Annotated in this window: 24 protein-coding genes and 1 tRNA gene; 13 read left to right on the forward strand and 12 right to left on the reverse strand. The window is 49.0% G+C overall.

Translation table 11 applies throughout. The features are described from left to right. The first annotated feature begins 18 nt into the window (after positions 1 to 18). The 5 genes from ACJJIJ_RS00950 to ACJJIJ_RS00970 all read left to right on the forward strand — a co-directional run bounded on the left by ACJJIJ_RS00950 (position 19) and on the right by ACJJIJ_RS00970 (position 4,641). The gene (locus ACJJIJ_RS00950) at positions 19 to 864 is read left to right on the forward strand and encodes an HvfB family MNIO-type RiPP peptide maturase (RefSeq protein WP_444888087.1); all 846 of its coding nucleotides are present in this window, start codon (positions 19 to 21) and stop codon (positions 862 to 864) included. Next, positions 845 to 1,627, forward strand: a complete 783-nt coding sequence (locus ACJJIJ_RS00955; protein WP_444888088.1) for an HvfC family RiPP maturation protein — start codon at positions 845 to 847, stop codon at positions 1,625 to 1,627. Before ACJJIJ_RS00950 ends, ACJJIJ_RS00955 begins: the two co-directional genes overlap by 20 nt. Before the next feature lie 173 nt (positions 1,628 to 1,800). Then, positions 1,801 to 2,700 (forward strand): MlaA family lipoprotein, encoded by a 900-nt coding sequence (locus ACJJIJ_RS00960; protein WP_444883863.1) that lies wholly within the window; start codon positions 1,801 to 1,803, stop codon positions 2,698 to 2,700. 38 nt (positions 2,701 to 2,738) lie between these two features. Then, the gene (locus tag ACJJIJ_RS00965) at positions 2,739 to 3,917 is read left to right on the forward strand and encodes a PP2C family protein-serine/threonine phosphatase (RefSeq protein ID WP_252084693.1); all 1,179 of its coding nucleotides are present in this window, start codon (positions 2,739 to 2,741) and stop codon (positions 3,915 to 3,917) included. 205 nt (positions 3,918 to 4,122) lie between these two features. Beyond that, a complete protein-coding gene (locus ACJJIJ_RS00970) occupies positions 4,123 to 4,641 on the forward strand; it encodes an STAS domain-containing protein (protein WP_252084694.1) in 519 nt (172 codons plus the stop codon). A gap of 49 nt (positions 4,642 to 4,690) precedes the next feature. On the opposite strand, the gene ACJJIJ_RS00975 is transcribed toward ACJJIJ_RS00970, so the two are convergent. From ACJJIJ_RS00975 to ACJJIJ_RS00990, 4 genes are all read right to left on the reverse strand, one after another. Then, the gene (locus ACJJIJ_RS00975) at positions 4,691 to 5,149 is read right to left on the reverse strand and encodes a tellurite resistance TerB family protein (protein ID WP_252084695.1); all 459 of its coding nucleotides are present in this window, start codon (positions 5,147 to 5,149) and stop codon (positions 4,691 to 4,693) included. Then, entirely contained in the window at positions 5,130 to 6,125 is a 996-nt protein-coding gene (tal, locus tag ACJJIJ_RS00980) for a transaldolase (protein WP_444938402.1), read from the reverse strand. The genes ACJJIJ_RS00975 and tal overlap by 20 nt, the downstream gene beginning before the upstream one ends. 56 nt (positions 6,126 to 6,181) lie before the next feature. Then, positions 6,182 to 7,159 carry a tRNA dihydrouridine(20/20a) synthase DusA gene (dusA, locus tag ACJJIJ_RS00985; protein ID WP_444938403.1) on the reverse strand — a complete coding sequence of 326 codons (978 nt, stop codon included), beginning with the start codon at positions 7,157 to 7,159 and terminating at the stop codon, positions 6,182 to 6,184. A 228-nt stretch (positions 7,160 to 7,387) separates the two neighbouring features. Beyond that, positions 7,388 to 8,293, reverse strand: a complete 906-nt coding sequence (locus tag ACJJIJ_RS00990) for a LysR family transcriptional regulator (RefSeq protein WP_444938404.1) — start codon at positions 8,291 to 8,293, stop codon at positions 7,388 to 7,390. A 111-nt stretch (positions 8,294 to 8,404) separates the two neighbouring features. Between ACJJIJ_RS00990 and ACJJIJ_RS00995 the strand changes: the two genes are divergently transcribed. The 3 genes from ACJJIJ_RS00995 to ACJJIJ_RS01005 are packed head-to-tail and all read left to right on the forward strand — an operon-like array spanning position 8,405 to position 10,003. Beyond that, a complete protein-coding gene (locus ACJJIJ_RS00995) occupies positions 8,405 to 9,097 on the forward strand; it encodes a pirin family protein (protein ID WP_252084699.1) in 693 nt (230 codons plus the stop codon). 16 nt (positions 9,098 to 9,113) lie between these two features. Then, positions 9,114 to 9,737, forward strand: a complete 624-nt coding sequence (locus tag ACJJIJ_RS01000) for an isochorismatase family protein (RefSeq protein WP_444938405.1) — start codon at positions 9,114 to 9,116, stop codon at positions 9,735 to 9,737. A gap of 44 nt (positions 9,738 to 9,781) precedes the next feature. Further along, complete coding sequence (locus ACJJIJ_RS01005) at positions 9,782 to 10,003, forward strand: hypothetical protein (protein WP_252084701.1); 222 nt, start codon at positions 9,782 to 9,784, stop codon at positions 10,001 to 10,003. Between the two features lie 80 nt (positions 10,004 to 10,083). Here the strand turns inward: ACJJIJ_RS01005 and ACJJIJ_RS01010 are convergent, their stop codons facing one another. Continuing rightward, complete coding sequence (locus tag ACJJIJ_RS01010) at positions 10,084 to 11,292, reverse strand: glycerol-3-phosphate dehydrogenase/oxidase (RefSeq protein WP_252084702.1); 1,209 nt, start codon at positions 11,290 to 11,292, stop codon at positions 10,084 to 10,086. Further along, positions 11,276 to 11,968: a glycerophosphodiester phosphodiesterase family protein gene (locus tag ACJJIJ_RS01015; protein ID WP_252084703.1), complete on the reverse strand. Its 693-nt coding sequence runs from the start codon at positions 11,966 to 11,968 to the stop codon at positions 11,276 to 11,278. Before ACJJIJ_RS01015 ends, ACJJIJ_RS01010 begins: the two co-directional genes overlap by 17 nt. A 271-nt stretch (positions 11,969 to 12,239) precedes the next feature. Between ACJJIJ_RS01015 and ACJJIJ_RS01020 the strand changes: the two genes are divergently transcribed. After that, a complete protein-coding gene (locus tag ACJJIJ_RS01020) occupies positions 12,240 to 12,563 on the forward strand; it encodes a hypothetical protein (RefSeq protein WP_444938406.1) in 324 nt (107 codons plus the stop codon). A 182-nt stretch (positions 12,564 to 12,745) separates the two neighbouring features. Then, positions 12,746 to 13,429 carry a fimbria/pilus periplasmic chaperone gene (locus ACJJIJ_RS01025; protein ID WP_444938407.1) on the forward strand — a complete coding sequence of 228 codons (684 nt, stop codon included), beginning with the start codon at positions 12,746 to 12,748 and terminating at the stop codon, positions 13,427 to 13,429. A 273-nt stretch (positions 13,430 to 13,702) separates the two neighbouring features. On the opposite strand, the gene ACJJIJ_RS01030 is transcribed toward ACJJIJ_RS01025, so the two are convergent. The 6 genes from ACJJIJ_RS01030 to ACJJIJ_RS01055 all read right to left on the reverse strand — a co-directional run bounded on the left by ACJJIJ_RS01030 (position 13,703) and on the right by ACJJIJ_RS01055 (position 22,185). Continuing rightward, on the reverse strand, positions 13,703 to 14,710 hold the full coding sequence (locus ACJJIJ_RS01030) for a hypothetical protein (protein ID WP_444938408.1): 1,008 nt from the start codon (positions 14,708 to 14,710) through the stop codon (positions 13,703 to 13,705). Further along, a complete protein-coding gene (locus tag ACJJIJ_RS01035; RefSeq protein ID WP_444938409.1) occupies positions 14,652 to 16,670 on the reverse strand; it encodes a TcfC E-set like domain-containing protein in 2,019 nt (672 codons plus the stop codon). The genes ACJJIJ_RS01030 and ACJJIJ_RS01035 overlap by 59 nt, the downstream gene beginning before the upstream one ends. A 551-nt stretch (positions 16,671 to 17,221) precedes the next feature. After that, positions 17,222 to 17,749: a hypothetical protein gene (locus tag ACJJIJ_RS01040; RefSeq protein ID WP_444891241.1), complete on the reverse strand. Its 528-nt coding sequence runs from the start codon at positions 17,747 to 17,749 to the stop codon at positions 17,222 to 17,224. A 406-nt stretch (positions 17,750 to 18,155) separates the two neighbouring features. Continuing rightward, positions 18,156 to 19,106: a hypothetical protein gene (locus ACJJIJ_RS01045; RefSeq protein ID WP_444938410.1), complete on the reverse strand. Its 951-nt coding sequence runs from the start codon at positions 19,104 to 19,106 to the stop codon at positions 18,156 to 18,158. After that, positions 19,093 to 21,609, reverse strand: a complete 2,517-nt coding sequence (locus tag ACJJIJ_RS01050; protein WP_444938411.1) for a TcfC E-set like domain-containing protein — start codon at positions 21,607 to 21,609, stop codon at positions 19,093 to 19,095. The genes ACJJIJ_RS01045 and ACJJIJ_RS01050 overlap by 14 nt, the downstream gene beginning before the upstream one ends. 48 nt (positions 21,610 to 21,657) lie before the next feature. After that, positions 21,658 to 22,185, reverse strand: a complete 528-nt coding sequence (locus tag ACJJIJ_RS01055) for a hypothetical protein (protein WP_252084710.1) — start codon at positions 22,183 to 22,185, stop codon at positions 21,658 to 21,660. A 275-nt stretch (positions 22,186 to 22,460) separates the two neighbouring features. Here ACJJIJ_RS01055 and gltX point away from each other — a divergent pair, with 275 nt between their 5' ends. The 3 genes from gltX (at position 22,461) to ACJJIJ_RS01070 (ending at position 24,771) form a co-directional block, all read left to right on the forward strand. Further along, the gene (gene gltX / locus ACJJIJ_RS01060; RefSeq protein ID WP_444938412.1) at positions 22,461 to 23,936 is read left to right on the forward strand and encodes a glutamate--tRNA ligase; all 1,476 of its coding nucleotides are present in this window, start codon (positions 22,461 to 22,463) and stop codon (positions 23,934 to 23,936) included. A gap of 142 nt (positions 23,937 to 24,078) precedes the next feature. After that, a tRNA-Ala gene (locus ACJJIJ_RS01065) sits at positions 24,079 to 24,154 on the forward strand. Between the two features lie 377 nt (positions 24,155 to 24,531). After that, entirely contained in the window at positions 24,532 to 24,771 is a 240-nt protein-coding gene (locus tag ACJJIJ_RS01070; RefSeq protein WP_444938413.1) for a hypothetical protein, read from the forward strand. Positions 24,772 to 25,293 lie beyond the last annotated feature (522 nt).

The following is a 25,293-nucleotide window of genomic DNA, read 5'->3' on the forward strand; positions in this document are numbered from 1 at the left end:
CACTAGAGGCAAATAGCGGTGCGTAATTATCCAGTGGAGGGTGCCGGTCTCGGGCTGCGTCGCTCTATGATGGGTGAAGAACTTTCATCGGGTGCGGTGGATTTCTTTGAGGTGGCGCCGGAGAATTGGATTGGCGTCGGCGGGCGCTATGGCCGCTGGTTTCACCAGCTCAGCGAACGATATCCATTTATCCTACATGGCCTGTCTCTATCTATTGGCTCGTCTGACCCGCTGGATATGGACCTGCTTGCTTCGATCAAGCAGTTTATCCGCGATCACAATATCCGTCTTTACAGCGAGCACTTGAGCTACTGCTCAGATAAGGGCCATCTCTACGATTTATTACCCATCCCCTTTACCGAAGAAGCGGTAATGTATGTCGCCGAGCGAATACGCATTGTGCAGGATACCCTGGAGCAACGTATTGCCATGGAGAATGTCTCCTATTATGCGGCGCCGGGTCAGGAGATGAGTGAGCTGGCATTTTTGCAGGCGGTCCTGCAAGAGGCGGACTGCGACCTTCTGCTCGACGTAAATAATATCTATGTGAATTCAATCAATCATCGCTATGACCCCCTGGAGTTTTTGCGCGGGCTTCCCTCCGAGCGTATGCGTTATGTACATGTAGCCGGGCATTACGATGAGGCGGATGATCTGAAAGTGGATACACACGGTGCTGCAGTGATTGATCCCGTGTGGCAGTTGTTGAACAAAGCCTACGAGATACACGGTGTCATGCCGACCTTGCTGGAGCGCGATTTCAATATCCCACCGCTACCGCAATTGTTTCAGGAAGTGGAACAGATCAAGAGCATTCAGGCCTGTCACCGAGAAGAAGAGAGCTATGTCATCAGTCGCCGATAAGACAGCCAGGTTCCAAGGCTTACAGCGGGCTTTAGCCAATCACCTACGCGCCCCTGATCAAGTTGAGGCGCCAGAGGATATTGAGGACCGGCGAGTTGCCATATATCGGGACCTGATTTACAACAATATCGAATCTTTTATTGCCAGTGGTTTCCCTGTATTACGCAGCCTCTACAGTGATGAGCACTGGCACAAAATGGTGCGTGATTTTGTTCAGCACCACACTTCCAAGAGCCCCTACTTTCTGCAGATTAGTGAGGAGTTTCTCACTTACCTGCAACAGGAGAGGGAACAGCGGGAGGAAGACCCAGCGTTTCTATTGGAGCTGGCTCATTATGAGTGGGTGGAGCTGGCGCTGGATGTGAGTACTGAGGAGATTCCCACCGACCTGGATCGCCAGGGAGATTTATTGACCTCTATTCCGGTGGTGTCACCACTGGTGTGGAGTCTCAGTTACCGTTTCCCGGTGCACCGTATCGGTCCTACCTATCAGCCCCAGGAGCCAGCTGATTCTCCCACCTTCTTGCTGGTCTATCGCGACCTTAGCGATGAAGTCAGCTTTATGGAAATCAATGCAGTAACCGCACGACTATTGCAGTTGGCCTCAGAGGGTGATGTCACAGGGGAGCAGTTGTTGGCACAAATTGCTGCCGAGCTACCGCAAGTCGATAGCGAAGCCCTTTTCGGCTTCGGTATTGAGTTACTCCAGAAATTACTGGATAACGGAGTGATCGCTGGTTTGCGGCCTCTGGCGACAGAGTAGATCGGCCGGGCCTAGGATTTCTGGCGCAATTTACCTTTCTGTGACAGCGTGTGCTTGCCTGAAACTGCGGCATCTTTGATGAATACCAGCTGCTATGCTGCCGAGGGTGGTTTACAGTTTGCGGGGGCGTTAGAATCCTTGACCTTGAAATTTGTTAGAAGAGGAGCAGGGTTTTGCTAGGACGCAGAGATTTATCGCCCTGGTTGATGGCCGCAATACTGGCCATCTCCCCCATGGGCGCTTTGGCGACACAGGACCCATTTGGTGACGCCGCCACTCCCTCAGCCCAGCCTGAGGCGGTAGAGCAGAATGACGTTAGTGGTGAATCCAATGGTTCACTACTGGATGAGTATGGCTTTGACCCCGCGGAAGAATTTGAGAGTGAGGAAGGTGAAGACTTTTCTCTTCGCGATCCCTGGGAGGGATTTAACCGCGCCATATTCAGCTTCAATGACGGTGCGGATCGCTATGTGCTAAAACCGGCGGCTGTGAGTTATCGGCAGATTACCCCGATATTTGTACAGCAAGGTGTAAGCAACTTTTTCAGTAATCTGGCTGAAGTGACCAATACCTTCAATGGTGTGTTACAGGGCAAGTGGGGCCAGGCGGGTAATGACGCCGGTCGTCTGCTAATCAATACCACCATTGGTATTGCCGGTCTTTTTGATGTTGCCAAGCATATGGGCTTGGAGAAAGGTGACGGTGAGGACTTTGGCCAAACTCTAGCGGTTTGGGGGGTACCCTCTGGTCCCTACCTGGTGTTGCCACTGCTAGGGCCCTCGACGGTGCGGGATACGCCAGCTAGAGTGGTGGATTACTACACCAATCCTCTGACCTATGTGGAGCACGATCCCACTCGCTATACGCTTAAGGCTACCGATATTATCCAGAGTCGCGCTAGCCTGCTGAAGGCTGAATCCCTTCTGCAGGGTGATCGCTATATTCTGCTGCGCGACGCCTACCTGCAGCGCCGCGATTTCTTGATTGTGGATGGTGAAGTGGATGTGGATACCGCGACCGAAGCTGCCGAGGCAATCGATCAGGGGGAAGTCGAAGAGTCCAGTGACTACTGAGCAACAGCTAGTTAACCCCCTTTCCAAAAGAGCCTGCCATGGCCGGCCCCAGTAGCCTGTTACTGACCGATGATGAGCGCTCCCGCAATTTCTTGCGTGGAGCGCTTTCGCGTCAAGGGCTTTCAGTTGCTGTAGCTGATAGTGGCCAGCAAGGCATAGAACAATTTACTCCCGAACTGTTTCAGCTGGTTATCGTCGATCTACTCCTGCCCGATATGGATGGGTTGGAGGTACTGCGCAAAATCAAGCTCCGCTCCCCGGCGACGGCGGTTGTAATGATTGCCGAGCAGGGTGAGCTTCACGAAGTATTACAGGCCATGCGTCTGGGGGCCTGCGATTATCTGATCAAACCCATTCAACAGGCTGCATTGATCGATAAAGTAATCTGCCGTATCACCGGCGCGGAAAACCTCGCCCAGCAGAATATTGAGTACCGCAACACCCTGGAGCAGCGCAATAGCGAGCTGCGCGAGCACGTAGAAGTATTGCGCCGTGATCAGGAGGCCGGTCGCTTGCTGCAGCAGCACCTGTTGCCACGCAGTCCCTATTTTTATCCCGGCGGCGTTGAGGCCGCCTACCGCCTGATCCCCTCTCTGTATCTCAGCGGCGATTTTGTCGATTACGGTTTGTTCGGCGAGCGCTTTGTGGCGTTTTATCTGGTGGATGTCTCAGGGCATGGGGTGTCCTCCGCACTGGTTACGGCACTGATCAAAAACAGCGTGATGCATCGCCTGCGTGAGCGCCCTTTGTTTTCCCAACTGGAGTCCCTGGACTCCGACTTGTTGGAAGTTTTGGAGTTGATTAACCGCGAGCTCTTATCCACAGGTATGGGTAAACACGCCAGCATGTTTATCGGTGTGGTAGATACCGCCGCTAGCCAACTGCATTATGCTGTCGCCGGACAGATTCCCATGCCGGCGCTTGCCAGTGCCGCTGGCGCCGACTGGCTGCCGGGCAAGGGGCGGCCCTTGGGCATTTTTGAGCGGGGTGATTGGCAGGTAATGTGTGCCGAGCTGCCCAGCAGTTGGCGGTTGGTGGCCTGCTCCGATGGTGTACTGGAGTTACTCGAAGGCGATTTACTGCAAAAAGAAGAGCGGTTACTAGAGTTGATAAGCGCTACGGGCGGTGAGTTGGGAGTACTGTGTGAGAGCCTGAAAGTGGACACTTTTGGCGCATTACCCGATGACATTACAATTCTTACCCTTGCCCACGTTTAGAGGTGGCATTTCTGCGACTAAATAGTCGAATTTCATGCCCTAGCACTCTTGTCAGTCCCAGCAGTCAGGAGTAAGCTCCGCCCATCCTATGCACAAAAGTGCCGAGGCGGCAAAACCGCCGCAAGCATTTTTGCTCTACCAGTGAACTTTCGCCATCCAGTACACTTTAATCCACTGAGTGTGTTCGGGTGAGCCAGGGGTTGTTATGCAGTCCGGGCAAATTATGGTTGGGGCCCACCAGGGCGTTTACATCATTAAATTGATGGGCGATGTTCGCCTCAACCTATGCACTTCTTTCGATAGTTTTATCGATAATATGTTTGCAAGCAGTGACTTTGCCGGTGTGGCCTTTGACTTACACGGTGCCGAGGGTGTGGATAGCACAACCCTGGGGCTGATGGCCAAGATCGCGATTCGCGCACAGGAGCGTGGCTGCCAGAAGCCCTTGGTATTCCTTGCCGATAGGGGCATTCAACATCTGCTAGATGCGATGGGTTTCGACTCCCTGATGGAAATCAGCGATGAGAAACGTGATTTCTCCGTGGAGACAACTCCGTTGGTCTGTAAAACCCCGGATGAATGTGCTGCTCGGGAGAAGGTATTAGAGGCACACCGGGTGCTGATGAGTATGAACGAGCAAAATGCGGAAACCTTTCGCGATCTGGTCCATACCCTCGAGCTAGAATGTGGCTCCCACAGCAAGTCCTCCGCGCACCTGCACTGAGATTTAACAAACACCCTCCTTCAAAGTTTTAACGCCCCGGCAAAACTTTTCAGCTACTCCGCATGTCTCTAGCTTCCGCCCGTGCGCGGGTAAAGAGTCCGTGGGGAAGGTAAATTAACTCGGAAACCCGGCGGATTAGATGTTCTTCAAAAGCCTCGATCACATCGTCGGAAAAAGCCACCTGCCACATCTGCCGAACCAGCAGGTACTTGTCTCGCTCGCTGAACTGGTCATTGACGGCCTGGGTAAACTCAAACAGGGAAGTGGCTCGCTCCCTTTGCTCTATGGCTTCATCAATAATCTCTGCCGCCGCATGGCTGCTCAGCGCGTAGTGTTGGCAAAGTAGTTCGATCAAAGTGTTACGTTCGCGCGGGTCTAGCTTTTGATCCACAGTAGCCACCTCAACCAGTAAGGCGGCACTAATCATTCGCACGTCTTTTTCATCGTGCATTTCAACATCGGCACTGTTGCCAATCTGTTCAAACAGCTTACGGATTTGTTGCAGCATCAGTTTCCCGGCGTCCCATCACTTGGCTCTGCAGCAGCATTTCGAGCCGCTCCTGGTCTTTGACAAAATTACGGATACCCTCGGCGAGCTTTTCTGTGGCCACGGCATCACTGTTGAGTTGGTAGCGGAATGCTGCTTCGCAGAGTCGCCCCTCAGGGCGTGGCAGCGGTTCGTTGACCGTGGGAAGCCCACCAACCAATAAACCCTCACTCTCTTCCAGAGACTGGAGCAGCTGAGGGCTGATGGTTAAGCGATCGCATCCGGCCAGCGCTTCGATCTCCTCCGTGTTGCGGAAGCTGGCGCCCATCACAATGGTGGAGTAGTCGCGCGACTTATAATAATGATAGATATTGCGTACCGACAGTACACCGGGATCCTCTTCACCGCTAAAGGCTTTGCGGTCCCCATTGGCTAGATGCCAGTCGAGGATGCGGCCCACAAAGGGAGAGATCAGTGTTACTCCAGCTTCGGCGCAGGCAATCGCTTGGCTCAAACAGAACAGCAGGGTGAGGTTGCAGTGAATGCCCTCCCGTTCCAGTATTTCTGCTGCTGCTATTCCCTCCCAGGTGGCGGCGACTTTAATTAGTACTCGCTCCCGGGCTACGCCTTCGCGCTCGTATAGGGCCACAAGGTGTCTGGCGTAATCAATAGTGGCGCGGGTATCGAAAGACAGGCGCGCGTCCACCTCGGTAGAGACTACCCCAGGGATCAATTGCAATATTTCACTACCGATACTGACAGCCAGCTTGATTGCAGCCAGCCGCGCTGTTTCAGAGGAATTGGCGCCACTGTGGTGGTGAGTTGCCCAGTCCAGTGACTCTTGGATCAGGCCCTTGTATTGAGGCAGCTGGGCAGCCTTAAAGAGTAAAGAGGGATTGGTGGTGGCATCCTGGGGGCGATAGCGGCGTATGGCATCAATATCGCCAGTATCTGCTACCACCTGGCTGCGCTGTTTGAGTTGATCCAGTTTATTCATCGCGATTCCCTCGATAGTATTTGGCTTCCCTTCCTATGAAATACTGGCCTTCCAAGTTAAGCCGCTTGGGTGACCAGTGACAAAGCTTGTTCCACAACCTCAGGCCCTGCCCCTTTCTTGTGAGCATTTTCACTCAGATGACGACGGAAACGGCGTGCCCCGGGCAGGCCCTGAAAGAGCCCGAGCATATGCCGGGTAATATGGTTGAGGCGTTGACCACTTGCCAGTTCTCGCTCGATATAGGGCAACATCTGCTCGACCACTTGCGCGGCATCGGGTCCTTCATTTTCTCCAAACAACACACTGTCCACCTGCGAAAGAAGCGCTGGGGTCTGATAGGCGGCGCGACCGAGCATAACACCATCTACCCGCTGCAAATGTTGCTGGCATTCTTCCAGAGAATTAATGCCACCGTTAATGATGACTTGCAGCTGTGGGTAATCCTTTTTCAGCTGGTAAACCATATCGTAGTTAAGCGGTGGGATTTCGCGGTTTTCCTTTGGGCTGAGGCCCTGCAGCCAGGCTTTGCGGGCATGGACGATAAATGTCTCTGTGCCGATGGCTGCCTGTGCCTCCACAAAACGGGTCAGGCCAGGGTAGTCTTCCATATTGTCTATACCGATACGGTGTTTGACTGTGACCGGAATAGACACTGCGTCACGCATCGCAGATAAGCCGGCAGCTACAACATCTGGTTCCGCCATCAGACAGGCGCCAAAACGTCCAGACTGAACCCGGTCACTGGGGCAGCCGCAGTTGAGGTTGATTTCCGCATACCCCCACTCCTCGGCAATTCGTGCGCACTCCGCCAGTTCGCGCGGGTCGCTACCGCCGAGCTGCAGGGCGACAGGTTGTTCGGCAGCGTCAAATTGTAGGTGGCGCTGGCGATCCCCGTGCAAAATTGCCCCAGTGGTCACCATTTCGCTATAAAGGCGAGCGCGTTTACTCAGTAGGCGCCACATATAGCGGCAATGGCGGTCACTCCAATCGAGTAGTGGCGCGGTGCAAAAGCGGTGGGGACTGTAATCAGACATAAACTACGATGTAAAAAACTAATAAAAACAGAGTAGCCCGCCATTATATGGGATGTAAAACATAGACCCTATGTGGAAGTGCATGTAAATGAAGATAAATTTACCCCCTGCAAGCCCTCAATCTGAACTCCCTGGACATTTGCTACATTCAAACACTTGACTGGTTGCATAGAGAGACTGGCAGCTGCCCTGATGCGCAATTACACTTTATTCCTGCTATCCTCACGGCTAGGTAGTACAAAGTTCTTTCTGTTTAAATACCTCTGATAGAAACTCGACAAATGCGCTGACTTTAGCAATCTTGATTCGATTTTGTGGGTACAGTGCATAGATACCAATTCTTTCCATGTTCCAGTTTGGTAATAGATTTACAAGAGTGCCTTGTCTAATTTCCGTGTGGCACATGTAGTCTGGCAGAACTGCGATACCGCATGAATCCAATGTGGCTTGCTTAATGATGGAGAAGTCATCCGAAGAGAAGGTTGGATTTATGTTAATTTCAAATACCTTTTTCCCGTTCTGCAAAATTATTTTAGGAGCCTTCTGCATGGCGTTCATAAACAGCCATTGATGCCCCTCCAAGTCTTTAGTTCTCGTAGGTGTTCCATATTCTTTAAGATAAGCTGGACTGGCATAGATTTTTCGGCATGCGTGCCCAAGAGGTTTTGCGACCAGCCTGGAGTCATCCAATTGCCCAATTCGAATCACCACATCAAAGCCCTCTTCGATCAAATCGACTCTGTGATTAACCAAGCTCAGGCTCATTTGTATTTCAGGGTAAAGATGCAAAAATTTTGCTAGCGTGGGTTTTAGGATTTGCTGGCCAATAGTAATTGATGCCCCTACCTTAATGAGGCCTCGATTGACCTGCAGGATTTCTGATACTTCCGCTTCGGCCAGCATTATCTCTTCTTCAATACGCTTACAGTGACTTAAATACTTCCTACCAGCCTCCGTTAAGGTTTGAGAGCGAGTGGACCGCTCCAGGAGCCTGACTGATAGCTGATCTTCCAGGCGTGCGACTTTCCTACTTACGTTGGCTTTTGGTATGCCCAGTCGGTCTGCGGCTTGGGTAAAACTGCCAGTTTCCACTACGGCTAAAAACACCATCATATCGTTGAGGTCTTGGTTCATAGAAATCAACTGTTGTTAAAAATGAGATAGTTATATTCTAATTTTTGTATATATCAAACAATAAGTTGTACCTAAGATACCTCCATCGCTTACATATTTTGGAGGCACATCATGAAAATCCTCAAACGTGACTCACTACCACTTGGCGGTTTTGCTGGGCTTACCGAGCACAGGTTGGTCATGGATAGCCAGGTATTCGGTCCGCATAAACATCCACATACCTCTGAAGGGCTCGATAATTTTGTTTATCTGGCCGATGCCCGCTTCAATCCGAAAGGCGAAACAGGCATGCACCCTCACCGTGAGATAGATGTGATTTCGGTCATGGTGGATGGACGAATACAACATGAGGGCTCTTTAGAGCATGGCAAAGGTTTAGATAAAGGAGGAGTACAAGTCCAGCGGGCTGGAGGCCAGGGGTTTACACATAACGAGATGAACCCGGATTGCAAAAAAAATCGAATGATCCAGCTATGGGCCTTACCACCTGTCTCTGGTCAAGCCGCAGGCTACAAGTACTACAGGCCAGGCCAAAATAAGGTCACCCGAGTTTATGGGGGGCGCGATGATCAAACAGTCACCTTTGATAACAGTACGATTATCGAGATCGCCAATTTAAATGCAGACGAGCAAATTTCATTTAATGGCGAGACTCTGGTTTACCTAACTAATGGCTGGGGAATCTTTTCTGAAGCTGAGCAAAAAGAAAGTGTGAAGGATGGAGATTTAATTAGGAGTCATAGCGGTAAGTTAATTGCAGATGTTAATACAAGTGCAATTGTTATTAGAAAGTTAAATCATTAAATAGGTAGGTAACACCGTGAATAAGTTTTCAGAAACCTTAACTAAAGACAATTCTGTGTTGGCGTTAATTGATCATCAAACGGGACTATTGGTGAGTTGTCGGGATCTGGACCCTCATCTGATGACGGAGAACATAAAGGGATTGGCAAATCTTGCGAAGGCAGTAAATTTACCCACTGTTGTTACTGCGAGTATGCCTGAGGGGCCAAATGGCCCTATTATGCCTGAGATAACAAACATCTTGGGCAATGAAATTATTGAGCGTGAAGGTGAGATAAACGCGTGGAAAAGCCTGGAGTTTAAGCGAGCTATTGAAGCAACCGGGCGTAAAAAAATAATTATGGCTGGCATCGTTACGGATGTCTGTTTGATGTTTCCCGCTATCTCTGCTGTAGCCGAAGGGTATGATGTATATGCCGTAGTGGATGCTTCAGGTACTTGGAATAGTACAGTGACACAGGCTGCTATGCATCGTATGACGCAGGCGGGTGTGAAAGTTGCTACCTGGTCATCCGTGTTGGCAGAAATGATGGATGATTGGCGAAGTGATCACGACACGGAACTTGGGGGCATATTAGCTCAACACACGACCTACCGATGGGTATATAACAGCTACCTTACTGCAGCAAACCAAAAGTAATTTAGAGCCCCTCTCATTTGTACGGGAGGGGCGGGAGTATGCCTATGGTTCATCACAACAAACATTTTGCGCCACTAATTACTTTTTTGTCCTTGATTCCTTTGGTTTATTTTATCCCTGACAGTTTAGCCTTAATCTTGCCAGATCATAAATTGCTCCAGGTAATTACTGCGGTGGCTATTATAGTACCGATTATTAGCTATTTGATTCTGCCGTTAGCTTTCTACTCGGTTAGGCATATTTATGGTGAAAATGTGGAGAGATAATTCATTGTTTGGGGGCAGTTCTTCAGATTGTTATTCAGATTACTTGCGCTCAGGTGGTTAAACTGCTCTTCAAAATGTATTTAAATGTTTCGCTCTCTTTCGGAGGAGCTATCTTCTGATTTGGTTGGAGTGTTTTTTGTAGTAATCGGTTGGCCAGCCTGGAAGGTAGGCTCCAGTTTTTTCAGTATCTTGCGTGCGGTGGCGCGGTAGCTGGTAAGCTTGCCGCCGGCTACCGCGAGAATACGAGGATTGCGCTCATTATCACAGCAAATCATGGATTCCCGCGAGCGGGCGAAAGGACTTTTTTCCGCTTCCGGTAGAACCCGCAATCCAGCATAGCTATCACATATATCCTCCACCTGTAGGCTGCGTGTCTGGGAAAAATACTGCTGTACTGTACGTAGCAAATAGGCCTCCTCTTCCATGGTGGGAACCACTTCCCGTGGATCGCCGAAGAAGGGGCGCTCTGTGGTGCCAACTAAGGTTTTGTCTTGCCAGGACATTACGAAGACCGCTCGATGATCCTCAGCTTCCACATAGAAGATCTTATTGCCGAGCGACAGTGGCAACAATATGTGGGTGCCAGCGACAAGGTCTATAGGAGGTAGGGTCAAAGAGGGAGAACAGCGCGTGTTGGTGGTCGCTACCCAGGGGCCGCTGCAATTAACCAGGGCACGGGTGTGTAGAGTATTGAGTTTGCCGTCGGCCACGTAATCAACCCGCACCCCCTCCTCGGTAACTTCCGCCCCGACTAAACTGCCGGGACAGATAATTTGCGCACCATGCGCAATTGCTGAAGCGACTACATCACGGGTTAGGGCGGCATCGTCTGTTTGCGCATCGTAATAGCGAAATACTGCGAGTAGATCCTCCTGCTTGAGGCCAGGTAGGGTATCCCATTCGGATTTGGGTAAAGCGCGAAAGCGCGAGGCCTCACTGCCGATACCGGAGAGGAGCGCGTAAAGGCTAAGCCCCAGTCTGACCATCCATGGTGGACGCTTGCTGTCACGGTAAATAGGAATATAAAAGGGCACCATACGCACCAACTGCGGCTTATTTTCCAGCAACCAGTGACGTTCGCGCAGGCACTCATAGACAAGTCGGAATTGACCGCTCTCGAGGTAGCGCAGGCCCCCATGGATAAGCTTGGATGAGCGTGAGGAGGTGGCTGCGGCGATACCGAGCTGTTCCAGAATCACGACCGAATGCCGTTCCTTGGCCAGAGCCTCTGCGGTGCCTGCGCCAAGAATTCCCGCACCAACTACCAGTACATCAAAATCCGTAGACATCACTCGCTTCCCAGGAGCGCATTAATAGTGGCAGGTTGCCGGTGAGGATATGGTGCGCCCCCCGCTTTCGCCAGAGTACAGCTTCTTCGGCAGAGTTAATTTCATAGACAACCCACTGCCAGGGGCCAGGGGGTAATTCTTCGCAATCGACGAAGCTGTCGCGAATCAGCAGAAACTCCGGGGCGAGAGTGACAATATCGGCAGACAGGCAACGTGGAACGCTGTTGATTTGCAAGGCCACCCTATGCCAGCCCATGCTGCGTGCGGCCCGAAGACTGCGACAGTCTTTTGTGAGCAGCGCGAAGGACTCGCGTTCGTTACGCATTAACTCCATGAGCTTCTTTACCGCGGCTGTAAAACCCATGTTGGTGATATTGGCTGCGGAGATGCCTACAAACCAATCCAGATGCCGGTGACAGCTGGCCCAGTCCACCAATTTTATAAAGGAATCGATAGGCAAGCGGTTGAGTTGGGAGTCCCTTAGATCGTGGAAGAAATGTTGACGCTTATCACTTGGCATAGGCAGTGTATCGCTATGGTAGCACCAGGGAGTGCCATTCAAGCTAAAGCGGACATCGCACTGAATGGCGCAGGCGCCCAGATTATGGGCCGCCTCGAAGGCGGCGATGGTATTCTCCGGGTGGCGGGTTTTGTCGCCTCGGTGCGCGATTAGCATGTGAGTCAAATCCGGAAAGCAGGCGTTATTGTCGAGTGGATATAGGCGCTTAGGCGCTCTGTAACCCAAGGGTCAAATGACCCAGGCTGGAATTGGGTCTTACAGGAAAAATAGACCCTGGAGAGGTTGTTGCAAGTAGAGTTAGGCGGAAATTTCGATGCTCAGGTGCATTCCTCAAGAGTAGGGAATAGCCAGCTAAACTTAAGGTGTGCCCTTTAGATGTCTGTGCAGCTGTGGCATAACTGCGCTGTTAAAGAGGTATATAGCCCCCGTGAGTAGTAAAAGACGTATTCTGCTTTTGGTAATTTCCACCACTGTGCTAGCGTTAGCGGAGCAGGTACAGTCTGCAGGACAGACTGCCCAGGCGACTTCACAGATAGTGCTGAGTTTTACACCTCAGGTGCAGTGGCGTTATGAGCGAAGCAGGGAGTCGGTAAGGTTTTGTCTTCGCAATATGCCGGCCAAACATTTTCGTTTAACAAGCGAAGCTCTGCTGTCTTCCTCTGAGCAGCGTGTATATTATTTAGGTGTTAATAAGTGCCTGGAAACAAAGTCCATTGAGAACTTTTCGGGAGTGATGATTTCAGCGGAGTAATCATTTCAAGAACAAATCGTTTTTGAATGACTGGCTCGGAGTTAATTCTTTTGTATGGGGGTGAGTTTCTGTAGGTCTCCCTGAGTTAGAACAGAAATATGGGAAGAGTACTATATACAGCCATATAAATTCGATGAATACAGTCTTTAAAATAATGGTTAATTTAGGTGGATATTAGAGCGATGAAAAAAATACTGCTCTCTTTCTTGTTGCTACTAGGGCAGCCCGCACTGGCAGCCATGTCCCTGGATAAAATAATTTTTTATCTTGATGATGCTCCCAATGCGCGTGATGACGTGGTTATCACTAATCCGGATAAAGAGACCCTGTATGTACAGACAGAAATATTTCGGGTAGATAACCCCGGGCTAGATAACGAAGAGCGCATTCGAGTGATTAACCCGGATGAATTCAGGTTGTTGGTGAGCCCGGCCAAGGCCATATTGGCGCCAGGAGAGAGGAAACGTTTTCGTCTAATGGCGTTGGATAGAGATTTAAAGGAAGAGAAGGTCTACCGGGTTACCTTCAAGCCAGTAGTTGGGGAGGTCAAGTCGGAGCAAACCGCACTGAAAATTCTTGTGGCCTACCAGGCGTTAGTATTTGTGCAACCTGAAGATGGAAGTTACCAGCTGGAGTTACAGGCTGACGGAAGTCAAGGCTACTTAAAGAACATCGGAAATATCAATGTTGAAGTGGTTGAGGCCCGCCATTGCCCAAGCGAGGGTGAATGTCAAAAGCTTGATATTTCAGGTCGTTTGTATGCTGGAACAAGCCTGACGTTAGAGGACCTTCCCACCGAAGGGGAACTAGAGCTCTTTTTAAGAGGACGTGATAGCGAGCGAGTGCGGCTTCCTTTGGGCAGTTAAGGGTCAGTTAGCTAAGATTTTTACTGACTAGGTGATATAGAATAAATACGATAAGGGGATATCTAAGACCTGGTTTGGTATCCCTCTTATAATATCGAAAGTTTATACCTGATTTACAGCATTGAAATTTTTTCAGTTTAAAGAAAAAGTCCATTTTTGTTTTATGCTTGGGGTTTAATCTAAACCAATCGTTCAAACTCTAAATGTACTGCTTGTATAGGGTATAGCTAAGCGGAAGTTCTCATTAATCATGGCTATTAGTATTAGTATTGGCTACTGGCTAGTAACTGTCACGGTAAGGACGTCTGTATATTTGGATTCTGTTGCACGTTCCCAGTAAGGAGATGGTACTCTAATAGTAATTCTGGTATTGTCGCCAAGGCATCCCCCTGGGGTTGTGCGAGCATAAATACCGGGAATATGCCCGGATGCGTTGAGGTTTGTGAGCGCTCTCCCCTGTGCATTATTAGAAAAGCTGGCCATATAGGGCAATTCTTCTCTTATGCCGGTGAGCATAAACATTTCTTCTTGGAGGCTAGTGGTAATGCGCCCGCTATTACCAGCGATGATGCCGCTGCTACTGGAAAGGGAGATGGCGTAATGGCTAAAGCCGTTGCCAACAACGCAAAAATCTTCATGACCAACTATATCCTGTCCCGGTGAGATTCCTGTATCACTAAGAAATATATTGTCGAGTTGCAGGATCTTGATTGTTGGTTCAATTGTTAGTTCTATGGAAAAATTAATTTCCTCAGCTTTGCCTGATTCCTCTTGAATAGCCTGCAGTTGAAAATTCCCTCGGTAACTGCTGGAGGTGAAGTTTCTATTCCCAACTAACTTTACTTTAAGGTCAGCATTGAAATCGCTTATGCTGCCGGGTATGTCCTGATAAGTTTTACCAGGGCGAAAAGTAAAGTATTTACGATGAGGGGCAGATAAAGCTAAAGATAAATCTACGGTATCACCATTATCGGCGTATAACCTATAATAACCCTCATGCTCTGGCTGAATCTCCAGTGAAAAAGGTGAGGCTGCCCCGAGTTCCTGGCTGAGGAATGTGAAGCTAATATTCTGCTGTTGTGCTTGGTTGTTGATCGTGTGCCATCCAGAGAGATTGCAGATGCGCAGGTAAGTGTCACCTTGGCAGCTGGCAAGGCTGCTATTTGGCAGATAGAGAAGAAAAATTAGTATAAGAAAATTTTTAATAAACTTTCTTGATTTTTTATTGGGTGTCATTTGTTTTAGCAGTCTGTGAGATTTGACAGTTGGCTGAACTTTCATCAATAACCCCGAGGTTTAACCAGTCTTCACTGGACTCCACAACCTCAACTTTGGCATTACAATCAAGCCAGGTGACTTCGAGATGTGAAGGGGGCTCGTCAGAAAGAGGTATTTCCAATTGAAAAACACCAAAGCTATCTGTGAGTGTTGACTCTCCTTCAATGGAAACTAACACATTGTCTAAGCCCTGCCCCTTAGCCATAACTCGACCTATGGTCAGATAGACAGGTTGAATCTTGTAAGTAGCGGTGGTCACACTGCCAGGATAAAGCGTCACTTGATCCGTGTTTTCACGGTAGTGAAAGAAACCATCCCCTAGTGGGCGAAGTGATATATTGTAGCTTTGAAATGGACGAAGATTAATCACGGACTTTTTCTCGCCTTTCGCATAGCCATGGCGGTTACCGTCGATTAATACTTCAAAGTTTTCCCGTTGGCTGCCTTCTATATCTACAATGATGGCACTTTCCAGTGAGTGTTCGCCGCCCCATGCCATATGGTCCTTTGTGGCAATGATATTGGTGTTAAAACTGCCAATATAATTTGTAGAGCGGCTATTGTTAACGTCACTATGACTAATGGTGGAGCTGATAAAACCATAATGACCGGAAAGTCGGCTATAACTTCTTAAATAGTAATCTTCCGGTGTTGCTTCTATAGTGAAATCCTGATTTACCTCTGCTGCCCAGCGGTCGGCATCACGCCAGCGGGAGTTGACTTCGAAATATTGGTTATTACCGGAACTTTGCTGGTTTTCTCCACGAAAACTGATTGAATTCTGCCAATTTTTATTATTATGAAGAAGCTCAATACTCAGCAGCGTAAATTTTTCACCGTCAGCATCACTGTAAGATAGATTTGCCGTGGCCTGCCACTTTCTTCCGCGAAATATATTCCTGCGATATTCCAAAGTTCTTAGCTCTTGGGCTTCACTAAGTTGATTGTCCAAAGAGAGTGAATCGGTATAACTTCTGGGAGAGCGGTCGCGCTTACTACGCCTTATACTCAGGTTACCTCCAAAGAGTGGGGCCCTCAGGCTAATATTATTTTGAGATAGTCTATTGCTTAGCAGGGTGTATCTATCGGGCTTTAAATCAATTCTCTGTTCATCAATCTTGATCCGATAGGCGCTCAACATTGCATAAGGTGTTTTTATCAGAGCCTGTAATTTATAGGCATCAATACCATTAGACTCTTTAGCAAATGAGGGAGAGAGTTCTAGATATGAGCTTACCCAACGGCCGCCAACTTCCATAAATTGCTGATCTTCGGTGGCTGCTAGTGTAGAGAAAACGCCAAAGTTTTTTGAAAGGCGGCGGGCAATATATCCTTGCAGTAACTCTTGTTGATAATGATTTGGCATTCCGGAGGATATTTCAGGTTTTACTGGCATTCCTGCCTGCAGGCTCCAGCGCCACTCACCTGGTGCGGGCAGTTGTGAATCCTTGGTAAAAAATTCAGTGGTATTATTAATTAATCTGCCAGATTCGTCGTAAATACGAATTTCTATATTGTAAGCACCATGCGGTAAAGTAGTAGTATCCAGTAAGTGATTGCCAGCCTCCATTAAATTGGCATGAATCATACGGCCATCTCGGTAAAGTTCCACCCGGCCACGCACAGGCATGTTTATTTCTAAAAGGGCGGAATGTTGATAGCCGATGTCTGTGCGGCTGTATTGAGAGTCACGGAGCTCTAATCCGTAGAGACGGTGTAATGATTGGAAAGTACTAAAATTTCCTTTTGGTTGCAGTAATCCCAGGCTATAGGCTTTTCCGCGGAAGTCCCTTTCCCAATGCAGACTGCTGACACGGGTACCAATTTCGTTGGCTGTGTACCAATCCCCATAAATAGCGCTCTCACCAAATCCAATAATGGTGGTAGCAGCTAAAGTAGTTTGTGTGTTGCTGTCTACTTCATCGCTTTGTACTCCTGACCAGGAACCACTGATATTTTGCACAATAGAAAAACTATTGCTGGCTGGGGGCAAGTATCGTTCGATCGGGGCTTCTTGTTGAGGAAGTAATTCTGGTGAGAAAAATACATCCAGTCGATACCTCTCCTCGTCATAGATTATTGCGAAGTATTCTGGATTTATAAATCCACAATCTGTTTGGGATTTATCCCGACAAACTCGATCACTATTTTTGTCAAGTGAATCCTGTAATGAAAGCAGCAGGCGCTCGGGGTTAAGGCTAACAGGGAGAAGCTTGATAGCCTCCTCAGGTTCTACAAAGCGCACGGATTCAGGCTCGGCAATAATTAGCGCCGAGCCCAAACTGCGCCCGCCATAGTACAGGTCTGCCACAATCCTTTGGGGCTTGGTTAGATCTGAAAAACCCGCAGGTACATCTGTGGTTACGAGATGCATTGGTTCTGTTGACACTGCAGTTGTATGCCAGAACCATAGCGGTAAGAGCATCCAAGGAAACTTCCCGACGTTGCTTTTATTTACCATTACCATAGGGAGGTTGTTCCCTGGACAAAATTACATTTTATTATTTGTATTGGTTATTCTGACGTAACTGTGACGGTCAAAACATCGGTATATATGGTGCCGCTTAAAACATCGGGCTTTTCCCAGTTTGCATTTGGAATTAATACTTCAAAGGTGGAGTTATCTGGAGCTCCATTACAGTTGCCAGGATTCTGGAGGATTTGTCCGTTCAGGGCTACACCTTCATTTGTTGGAGAGAAATTTCCTCCCGAAACATTTCTAAAGCTAACTTGGTAGGGGATATCCGTGGAGCCATTGCTCAGTATGTATGCACCGTCTCCATTGAGGCTGTCAAATTGAATTTCGAAGTTTATGAATCCAATGCCTCGAATACAAAAATCCACCCAACCCTCGGCATCAGTATTTGGTGTGGGGTCTTCAAAGGTAAGGTTTTCGAGGCCATTTATATCAATCGATTCATTAAACTTTAGCATTATTTCTGTATTGGCCTGATCAGTTGCTGCTATGGCAAATTGTGCCCCAGCAGTGGAAATAGCAGCCATCGCCACGGGGATGACATAACTTCTTAACATGTGCTTCATTATTGATGTCCTTTTGTTAAGTGTGAGCAGAGAAGGGTATAGTTGAGCTTGCGGCTAAAAGAATAGGGAAAATTTCCCATTGGGTCGGTAGAAAATAGTGATAATTTCTTATTTGTGGATAAATGGTGCGCCTTAATTGTCGTAATATTTGTTTGGCTGGATTTGTGGAGTTTTCAGGATTTTTAAAATGCCGTTTTATATGGAGCAAGAGTTCTTATTCGGCGCCTATTGAATTTTAGAGGGGTGTTAGCGGAATGATTACCATAGAGGCGCTAATACGGGATATGTGTAAGAGTTTTGAAGGATTAGCACCAGCTAATGGAGTTTTTTGGGTTTGCGTAATTATTTTATTTAATACTAAAGTTGTTTTGCAAAGCTGGCGGTCAGTAAGAAGTTGTAAAAATTATTATTGGCTACTGACCGTAATTGTCAATACATCGGTATATACAGGTTCCCCAGCCAGCTCCCAATCTGAGGGGGCAACTGAGATAGATACTCTGGCGTTATCACTAGTACAAGCTTCATCTGACTGTCTAGTAAATGACCCCGCGATATCACCCTGACTATTAGGGCTGTTGAACGTGTTGCTGTTTAACGTATTACTGAAACCGACCGAATAGGTAATGTTTTCATTAACACCTCTAAGGGAAAAAGGCTGAAGCCCAGTTCCACCCGTACTTCCATTGCTGCTAGATAGATTTACGGTATAGCGGTCAAATCCAATGCCGCCAATACAGAAATCTTCCTGTCCTTCAATCGCCTGGCCGAAGGAAATACCCGAGTTACTGAGGTTAATATCCCCCAAGTTTCGAATTGAAATACGGGGCTCTACCTGCAAAACAATATCAAATTCTACTGTTTCGCTATCAACCAGAAAAATAAGGAAGTACTGCTCTAGGATGACTTGAAAACTACCGCTATAGCGATTGGAGGAGGGCGTTTTCGTATCGTCAATTTCCAAGGTTAAGGACGCGTTGACATCATTGCTACTACCATTAAAGGGGCCAGCGAGATTGTTCAGTGTGAGTAGCTGTGCATCACTATTGCTGGGGTTTAAAGTAAAGGAGATATCCAAAGTGTCGCCATTGTTGGCAGTTAGAGAGTAAGTGCTACCACTTAAAGGAGTGAGTTCCGCGTAGTAAGCTAGGGAGCGGCCACTGAATGCGCTGCGACTGCGCAAGGTGAAGGGAACTTCTTGGCTATTGGACTGGTAATTTAGGGTGTGTGTGCTGCCCAGATTACAGGTGCGCAAGCTGTCATTGCTGGAGCAGCTTTGTGCCTTGGCCGGATTATGACAATGTAAAAAAAGAACACCCAGCCAAAGGAGTTTCCCAATTAAGTGTTTAATGCTGTGCACTGGTCAACCTCGCAGTAGTTTCGATATGGCAGTTGGCCTTGGATTGTTCAATGCTGCCTAGATTCAACCAGCTATCCCCAGAAGACAGAATATTTATGGGAGCCTGACAGTGATCCCAAGTTAATGCTTGAGTAAGCAGGTTATTCTTGTTGGTATTTATGCTTAGTTGGAAAACGCCGTACCGATCGGTGGTGGTACTGTGCTCACCGATAAATAATGGGGTGTTAGGCAACCCCTCACCCATATCGGTTAGACGCCCCAAAATAAGCAACTGTTGCTCTATCTGATAAGTTGTGGAATTAACATTACCGGGATATAGGGTGAAGGTTTTACTCTGTTCGCGGTAATCAAAGAAACCATTATCCAATGGGCGCAGGGACAGGTCATAACTCTGAAATGCAGGCAAGTTGATTACAGACCTATCACCGCCTTTGGCATAGCCGCGCCGGTTGCCATCAACTAATACTTCAAAATTCTGTTGGTCGCTGCCATCGATTTCAATAACTACAGCACTTTCTAGTGCGCGTTCACCACCCCAGGCGAAGGTATTTTCTGCAACAATTAGGTTGGTACTGAAGCCACCCAGATAATTGAAAGCCTTGCTATGGTTAACGTTATTAAAGCTGAGAGTGCTGTTTAAATATCCGAAGTGGCCGGCGAGATGGCTGCTGCTCTCAAGATAACGGCCATGCCTGCTTTTTTCTGCAGTGATTTGTTGCTCAAATTCCGCTGCCCATAGGTCCCTATCGTGCCAGTGACTCTCCAGGAGCAAGCGCTGTTCGTGATCTCTGTGATTACTGCGCTCACTGTTTAGATTGGCGCTGTGCTGCCAGTGTTTGGCGCGGCGTCGGAATTCTATCTCCAGGCCGGTATACTGCTGCCCGTCGGCCTTATGGTGTGAGAAAGTGGCACTGCCCAGCCACTTAGAACTTTGTAAGAAGTTGCGTTTGAAGGATAGGCTGGTGAGCTTACTCGCATTATCTAATTTGTCGACTTGCTCTCCGGGCAACAAGCGATATCCACTGTCCCGCTCACGCAAGCGCAGAGAGAGTTGCCCTCCCAGCAGGTTACTCTGTAGAGCCAGGCTGCGCTGGGAGTAACCTAGTGGTAGCAGTTGCAGACCCTTGGTTTGATCAAAATCGGCAGCGTCATCCAGCCTAGTATCAATGGCACTCAGTGTGGCGAATGGGGTTTTCAACAGCGCCTGAAGCCTGTGACCACTGCGCCCATCCTTGTTAGTCACTATGCTCGGCGAAACTTCGAAGAAGCCACCTATCCAGCGGGCGCCAATCTCGAAAAGTTGTTGCTCACGGGTTGAGGCTGCCGAGGCAAAGAACCCCAGATTGCCACTTAAGCGTCGAGCTATAGATCCCTGAACCAGCACATTCTGGTAGCGCTCGGGTAGCGTCTGATAGTTACTGTAGTTGTGCGCGGGCTGCCCGGCATAAAAATTCCAGGACCATTCCCCAGGGGCCGGTAGCAGGGAGTCTTTGGTAAAGAACTCTGAGTGGCTGTGCAGCGAACGCCCCATTTCATCAAAAGTACGCACCTCAATTTCGTAGTAACCATGCGGCAGGGTGCTGGTATTTAGCAATCGGTTACCGGCCTCCAGCATTTCTGTGTGGATCAGCCGCTGATCCCGGTAAATTTCCACACGCCCGCGTACCGGCATATTGATTTCCAGTGGGCTGCCCTGCCGATATTTAATGCCTGTACGGCTGAGCTGGGAGCTGCGCATCTCCACCCCATACAGGCTGCTGTGGTTGCTGAAATAGTGCCAGCCTCCTTGGGGTTGTAGTAAGCCAATCGAATAGGCTTTTCCACGATAATCCCTGGACCAGTGTAGGGCGCTAATCTGATTGTGCTGCGCAGTGGCAGCCGACCACTGGGCATGTAGGGCGCTCTCGCCAAAGCTGATAATGGTGTTGCCATTCAAAGTGGCGTTATGACTGTTTTCACCGAGATTACTCTCCACACCACTCCAGGCGCCACTGAGGTTTTGAACAATGGAAAATTCACTGGTGGAGGCCGGGAGATAGGGGTCGCTGATGGCGGCTTCTTGTGGCAGTAACTTTGCGGAGAAAAATAAATCGAGCCGATAGCGGTTTTCATCGTAGATGACCGCCACCTGCTCAGGCACTAGATAGCCACATTTTCGCTGCCAGCTTGAACGACAGAGATACTGTGAATTTCTGGGCAAAGGCTCGGCCAGCGCCGTTATTACGGTCTCTCTATCTAATAATTCAGGTAGAAGAGGGAGCAATTGCTCTGGCTCGTCGAATTGGATATGGGTGGGGTCAACAGTCATTGGCGCTGCGCCTATTTGGCGGCCGCCATAGTAGAGGTCTACCAATAACTGCTGTGGTTCGGTCAGTGAATCAAACCCTTCCGGTGCAGAGGTCTCCAGCAGAAAAGTGGCTGCTGTTGTTGCAAAGCTATCGGCGTGAATGGCCTGCGCCAGACAAAATGCCAGCGCATGCCATTGGTTAAGACGTCCTGCCATAAACTGCGATGGGTTTGGCTGGAAATCCTATCCGGCCACGCCACAAAATTATTCTGAGGCTACAGTGATCAGCAGCGTATCGGTGTAGCTGGTGCCATCCAGCACATCGTTGGTCTGCCAGGCGCTATTGGCAACAGTGATTTGGAATCTGGCATTGTCGGAACCACTGCAAGAAGCGGCGTTACGATCTAGTCCAGTTAGTGGCTCACCCTCATTAACCACAGTAAAGGGACCGTTAGTGCTGTTGTCGAAGCCGACGCTGTAGGGAACGTCTAGGCCGTTGCCGGAGAGGCTGAAAGCCGTATCGTTATTGCCATCATTGCTTTCAAAGGTAATGCTAAAGGTGGGAAAACCAAAACCGCCGATACAAAAGGCATCACTGGCAACGGCATCGGTCCCCAGGGCAGGGTCGGTAATTGTGATATCGCCGACATCGGCAATTACAATGCTCGGGTTAAAGGTAAGGGTGATATCACTACTGGCACTATTGGTGGCTGCCATGGTGGCGGCCGAAGCGCTGAAAAGCATGCCTGCTGCGAGAGCAGAGGCCAGTGAACGAACTACATTTTTGTGCATGGCGTATCTTCCTGAGCCGTTGGTTATCGTTCTGTGAAAAGCCGCTCGCGAAGATCCTGCACTTGTCAGGGGTAATGCGTTAGTCAAGCTATTCCATCTTTATGGCGGGGATCATACTTTTTTTGTGATTCAAGTCACGTCATTTACGGGTAATTTTCGATTTATGGCGCCTAAAAGATCTTATTAGCGACCAGCTTGTATCTGTGCCCGACGCGCGGCCAGCGCTATAATCCCGCGCCTTTAGAGTCCTTTATTTATCTTCAACCAGGTTTGTCATGACCGTAAGAACCCGAATCGCACCGTCTCCAACCGGTGATCCCCACGTTGGTACCGCCTATATCGCCCTGTTTAATCAGTGTTTTGCCCGCGCCCAGGGCGGCCAGTTTGTGTTGCGTATCGAAGATACTGACCAGCAGCGCAGCACCCCGGAATCCGAGCAGGCGATTCTCGATAGCCTGCGTTGGCTCGGATTGGACTGGCAGGAAGGTCCAGACGTAGGTGGCCCCCACGGCCCCTATCGGCAGAGTGAGCGCGGTGATATCTACAAAACTTACTGCGATGAACTGGTGCAGAAAGGCCATGCCTTCCACTGTTACCGCACTGCCGAAGAGCTGGAGCAGCTGCGCGAAGAACTTCGCGAAGCCGGCCGCACCTCACTGAAGCCCAGTGACCTGGCGCTATCGGAAGAGGAGGTAGAGAAGCGGCGCGCCGCCGGAGCCCCCTATGTAGTTCGCATGAACGTGCCGGAGAGCGGCACCTGTGTGGTGGAAGATCTGCTGCGCGGTACTATTGAGATCGATTGGGCCCAGGTCGATGCGCAGATTTTGCTCAAGTCCGATGGCATGCCCACTTACCACCTGGCCAATGTGGTGGATGATCACCTGATGGAGATCACCCATGTGCTGCGCGGTGAGGAATGGATTAATTCCGCACCTAAGCACAAGTTGCTATATGAATACTTCGGTTGGGAAATGCCGGTGCTCTGTCACCTGCCGCTACTGCGCAACCCGGATAAAACCAAGCTGTCCAAGCGCAAAAATCCCACTTCTATTCTTTATTACCAGCGCGCCGGTTTTATGCCCGAAGCACTGCTCAATTATCTGGGCCGTATGGGCTGGTCCATGCCAGATGAGCGCGAGAAGTTTTCTCTGGAAGAAATGCTTGAGCATTTCGATATCCACCGCGTTTCCTTGGGCGGTCCGGTGTTCGATGTAGAGAAACTGTCCTGGCTGAACGGCCTGTGGATTCGCGAGTTGGAAAATGAGCAGCTTGCCGATCGCCTTATGGACTGGATGTTTAACCGCGAGAATCTGCTCAAGGTACTGCCCCATGCCAAAGAGCGTATGGAGACTTTCGGCGATTTCGCACCGCTGGTGAGCTTCCTTGCCTCCGGTAAGCTGCCGCTCACCGAGGAGAGCTTCAGTGGCAATAAGTTGGAGCTGGATGAGCAGAAGAAATTGCTGCAATTCGCCTTGTGGCGTCTGGAAGCCCTGCGTGCCTGGGACCGCGACAGTATTTTCCAGGCAGTGAAGACTCTATCCACGTCCATGGAGATTAAGCTCAAGGACTTCAATGCGCCCCTGTTTGTCGCCATCAGTGGCACCACCGCCTCCTTCTCTGTGATGGACGCCATGGTACTACTGGGCCCAGACCTCAGTCGCGCCCGCCTGCGCCAGGCCATCGACGCCCTGGGGGGCGCCGGGAAAAAAGTCCTTAAACGTTGGGAGAAAGAGTACACCTCACTCTCCTAAGTACACCACAGCCCCCGGCAGGGGGCTGTGCCGGCTAAGTTGCTAACTAATTGATTAAAAAGTTATTTTTTCTGTTGACAGGCGTCTAAACCTTGCTAAAATGCGCCTCGCTTTCAACGGAAACGTTAAGCAAAAAGGATTTGGGGCTATAGCTCAGCTGGGAGAGCGCAACACTGGCAGTGTTGAGGTCAGCGGTTCGATCCCGCTTAGCTCCACCAAATTTCCCTTGTCTATCAAGGGCTTGTGAGAAGAGGGTAATGACCTCTTATCCGGTGAATAAAAACTGGACAAAACTCACAAGAAAGAAAAAAGGGCCTTTAGGCCCTTTTTTTTTCGTCTGAAATTTTACCTTTTCACAAAAAATCCCTTTTAGTCACTCGCTTGCCTGGACAAATATTGATTTCTTCTCATGTGCAACATCAAGCTCTTTGCTTGGGTTAATTAGAATCAACAGCGTCTTCACTCACCCATTCACTGGTAGAGGTGCTATTCAGTTGGTTTTTAAGGGTTCTCAAGGAGTTCTATAGCAGCGAAAATACTTGCACATAACGAAGTTTCTATTGAATTAATTTTTTTGCACATTAACGAAGATGGTATGAGTGGCAAAAAATCATTTTATTTAGAGCTCGCATGGTTGGGAGAGGTTTTTTCGTTAATACAAGTCCTTGCATATCATAAAGGCACGAGTAGAAGCGAAGAGGGGGTGGGGGGAGAGCTTCAAAGAAAACCAGAATCAGCAGGTTCATGGATAGAGTTGGCAGAGGCTCACCCTGAACTATTTCGTGTTCGTGTAAAGGAAGGAAGAAGAAAGCTTGTAGCTTTAGTTTCTGGATAAGTTCTTTCGAGCGAAAAGCTGGACAGTGGAGAAAGCGTGTCGCCGGTGCGAGGGCCCGAATTATAGAGCCATGGCTTACATCTACAGAAAGGTGCTCCCTAACTTATTGGTTGAATTATGGGTAAAGTGTGTTTAAGAACGGGAAGTTGAGCCGGACGACTTGAGTCAGTGGCTCACTATTCCTGATTGCTATTTAGACAGTGGTTTATAGCCTGCTGTAAATAAAGGCTTTTTTGTGGAGCTTGAAGGCTCCATCCCAGAAATAGTAGCCAAAAGGATAGTGAGCCCCTGGCTCTTTAATAAACTGTTATGTTGCGTAGGTTCAACTTATGAGTTCTGAGGGAATTCGCATAGTTGATGTGGCCTTGTTAGGTGTAACACTAGCCGCTGCCGTATCCTTATTTTTTGTTCAAGATCTATTTTTACTATGGTTGGCACTGGAATGGTTGGCGTTGGTATGTCTTCTATCTTTTTTCGCCCCAAATTTATCGCTAGTAACAAGCTATGTAAGCTCATTTGTCC

The organism is Microbulbifer mixtoriginis (SeqCode), assembly GCF_052467945.1.

What these genes read in the sequence shown, in the direction of transcription:
- ACJJIJ_RS00955 (WP_444888088.1), top strand. Translation starts at nt 845, where the DNA reads ATGTCATCAGTCGCCGATAAGACAGCCAGGTTCCAAGGCTTACAGCGG.
- ACJJIJ_RS00965 (WP_252084693.1), top strand. Translation starts at nt 2,739, where the DNA reads ATGGCCGGCCCCAGTAGCCTGTTACTGACCGATGATGAGCGCTCCCGC.
- ACJJIJ_RS00970 (WP_252084694.1), top strand. Translation starts at nt 4,123, where the DNA reads ATGCAGTCCGGGCAAATTATGGTTGGGGCCCACCAGGGCGTTTACATC.
- ACJJIJ_RS00975 (WP_252084695.1), bottom strand. Translation starts at nt 5,149, where the DNA reads ATGCTGCAACAAATCCGTAAGCTGTTTGAACAGATTGGCAACAGTGCC.
- tal (WP_444938402.1), bottom strand. Translation starts at nt 6,125, where the DNA reads ATGAATAAACTGGATCAACTCAAACAGCGCAGCCAGGTGGTAGCAGAT.
- dusA (WP_444938403.1), bottom strand. Translation starts at nt 7,159, where the DNA reads ATGTCTGATTACAGTCCCCACCGCTTTTGCACCGCGCCACTACTCGAT.
- ACJJIJ_RS00990 (WP_444938404.1), bottom strand. Translation starts at nt 8,293, where the DNA reads ATGAACCAAGACCTCAACGATATGATGGTGTTTTTAGCCGTAGTGGAA.
- ACJJIJ_RS00995 (WP_252084699.1), top strand. Translation starts at nt 8,405, where the DNA reads ATGAAAATCCTCAAACGTGACTCACTACCACTTGGCGGTTTTGCTGGG.
- ACJJIJ_RS01005 (WP_252084701.1), top strand. Translation starts at nt 9,782, where the DNA reads ATGGTTCATCACAACAAACATTTTGCGCCACTAATTACTTTTTTGTCC.
- ACJJIJ_RS01010 (WP_252084702.1), bottom strand. Translation starts at nt 11,292, where the DNA reads ATGTCTACGGATTTTGATGTACTGGTAGTTGGTGCGGGAATTCTTGGC.
- ACJJIJ_RS01015 (WP_252084703.1), bottom strand. Translation starts at nt 11,968, where the DNA reads ATGCTAATCGCGCACCGAGGCGACAAAACCCGCCACCCGGAGAATACC.
- ACJJIJ_RS01025 (WP_444938407.1), top strand. Translation starts at nt 12,746, where the DNA reads ATGAAAAAAATACTGCTCTCTTTCTTGTTGCTACTAGGGCAGCCCGCA.
- ACJJIJ_RS01030 (WP_444938408.1), bottom strand. Translation starts at nt 14,710, where the DNA reads ATGAAAGTTCAGCCAACTGTCAAATCTCACAGACTGCTAAAACAAATG.
- ACJJIJ_RS01040 (WP_444891241.1), bottom strand. Translation starts at nt 17,749, where the DNA reads ATGAAGCACATGTTAAGAAGTTATGTCATCCCCGTGGCGATGGCTGCT.
- ACJJIJ_RS01050 (WP_444938411.1), bottom strand. Translation starts at nt 21,609, where the DNA reads ATGGCAGGACGTCTTAACCAATGGCATGCGCTGGCATTTTGTCTGGCG.
- ACJJIJ_RS01055 (WP_252084710.1), bottom strand. Translation starts at nt 22,185, where the DNA reads ATGCACAAAAATGTAGTTCGTTCACTGGCCTCTGCTCTCGCAGCAGGC.
- gltX (WP_444938412.1), top strand. Translation starts at nt 22,461, where the DNA reads ATGACCGTAAGAACCCGAATCGCACCGTCTCCAACCGGTGATCCCCAC.
- ACJJIJ_RS01070 (WP_444938413.1), top strand. Translation starts at nt 24,532, where the DNA reads ATGAGTGGCAAAAAATCATTTTATTTAGAGCTCGCATGGTTGGGAGAG.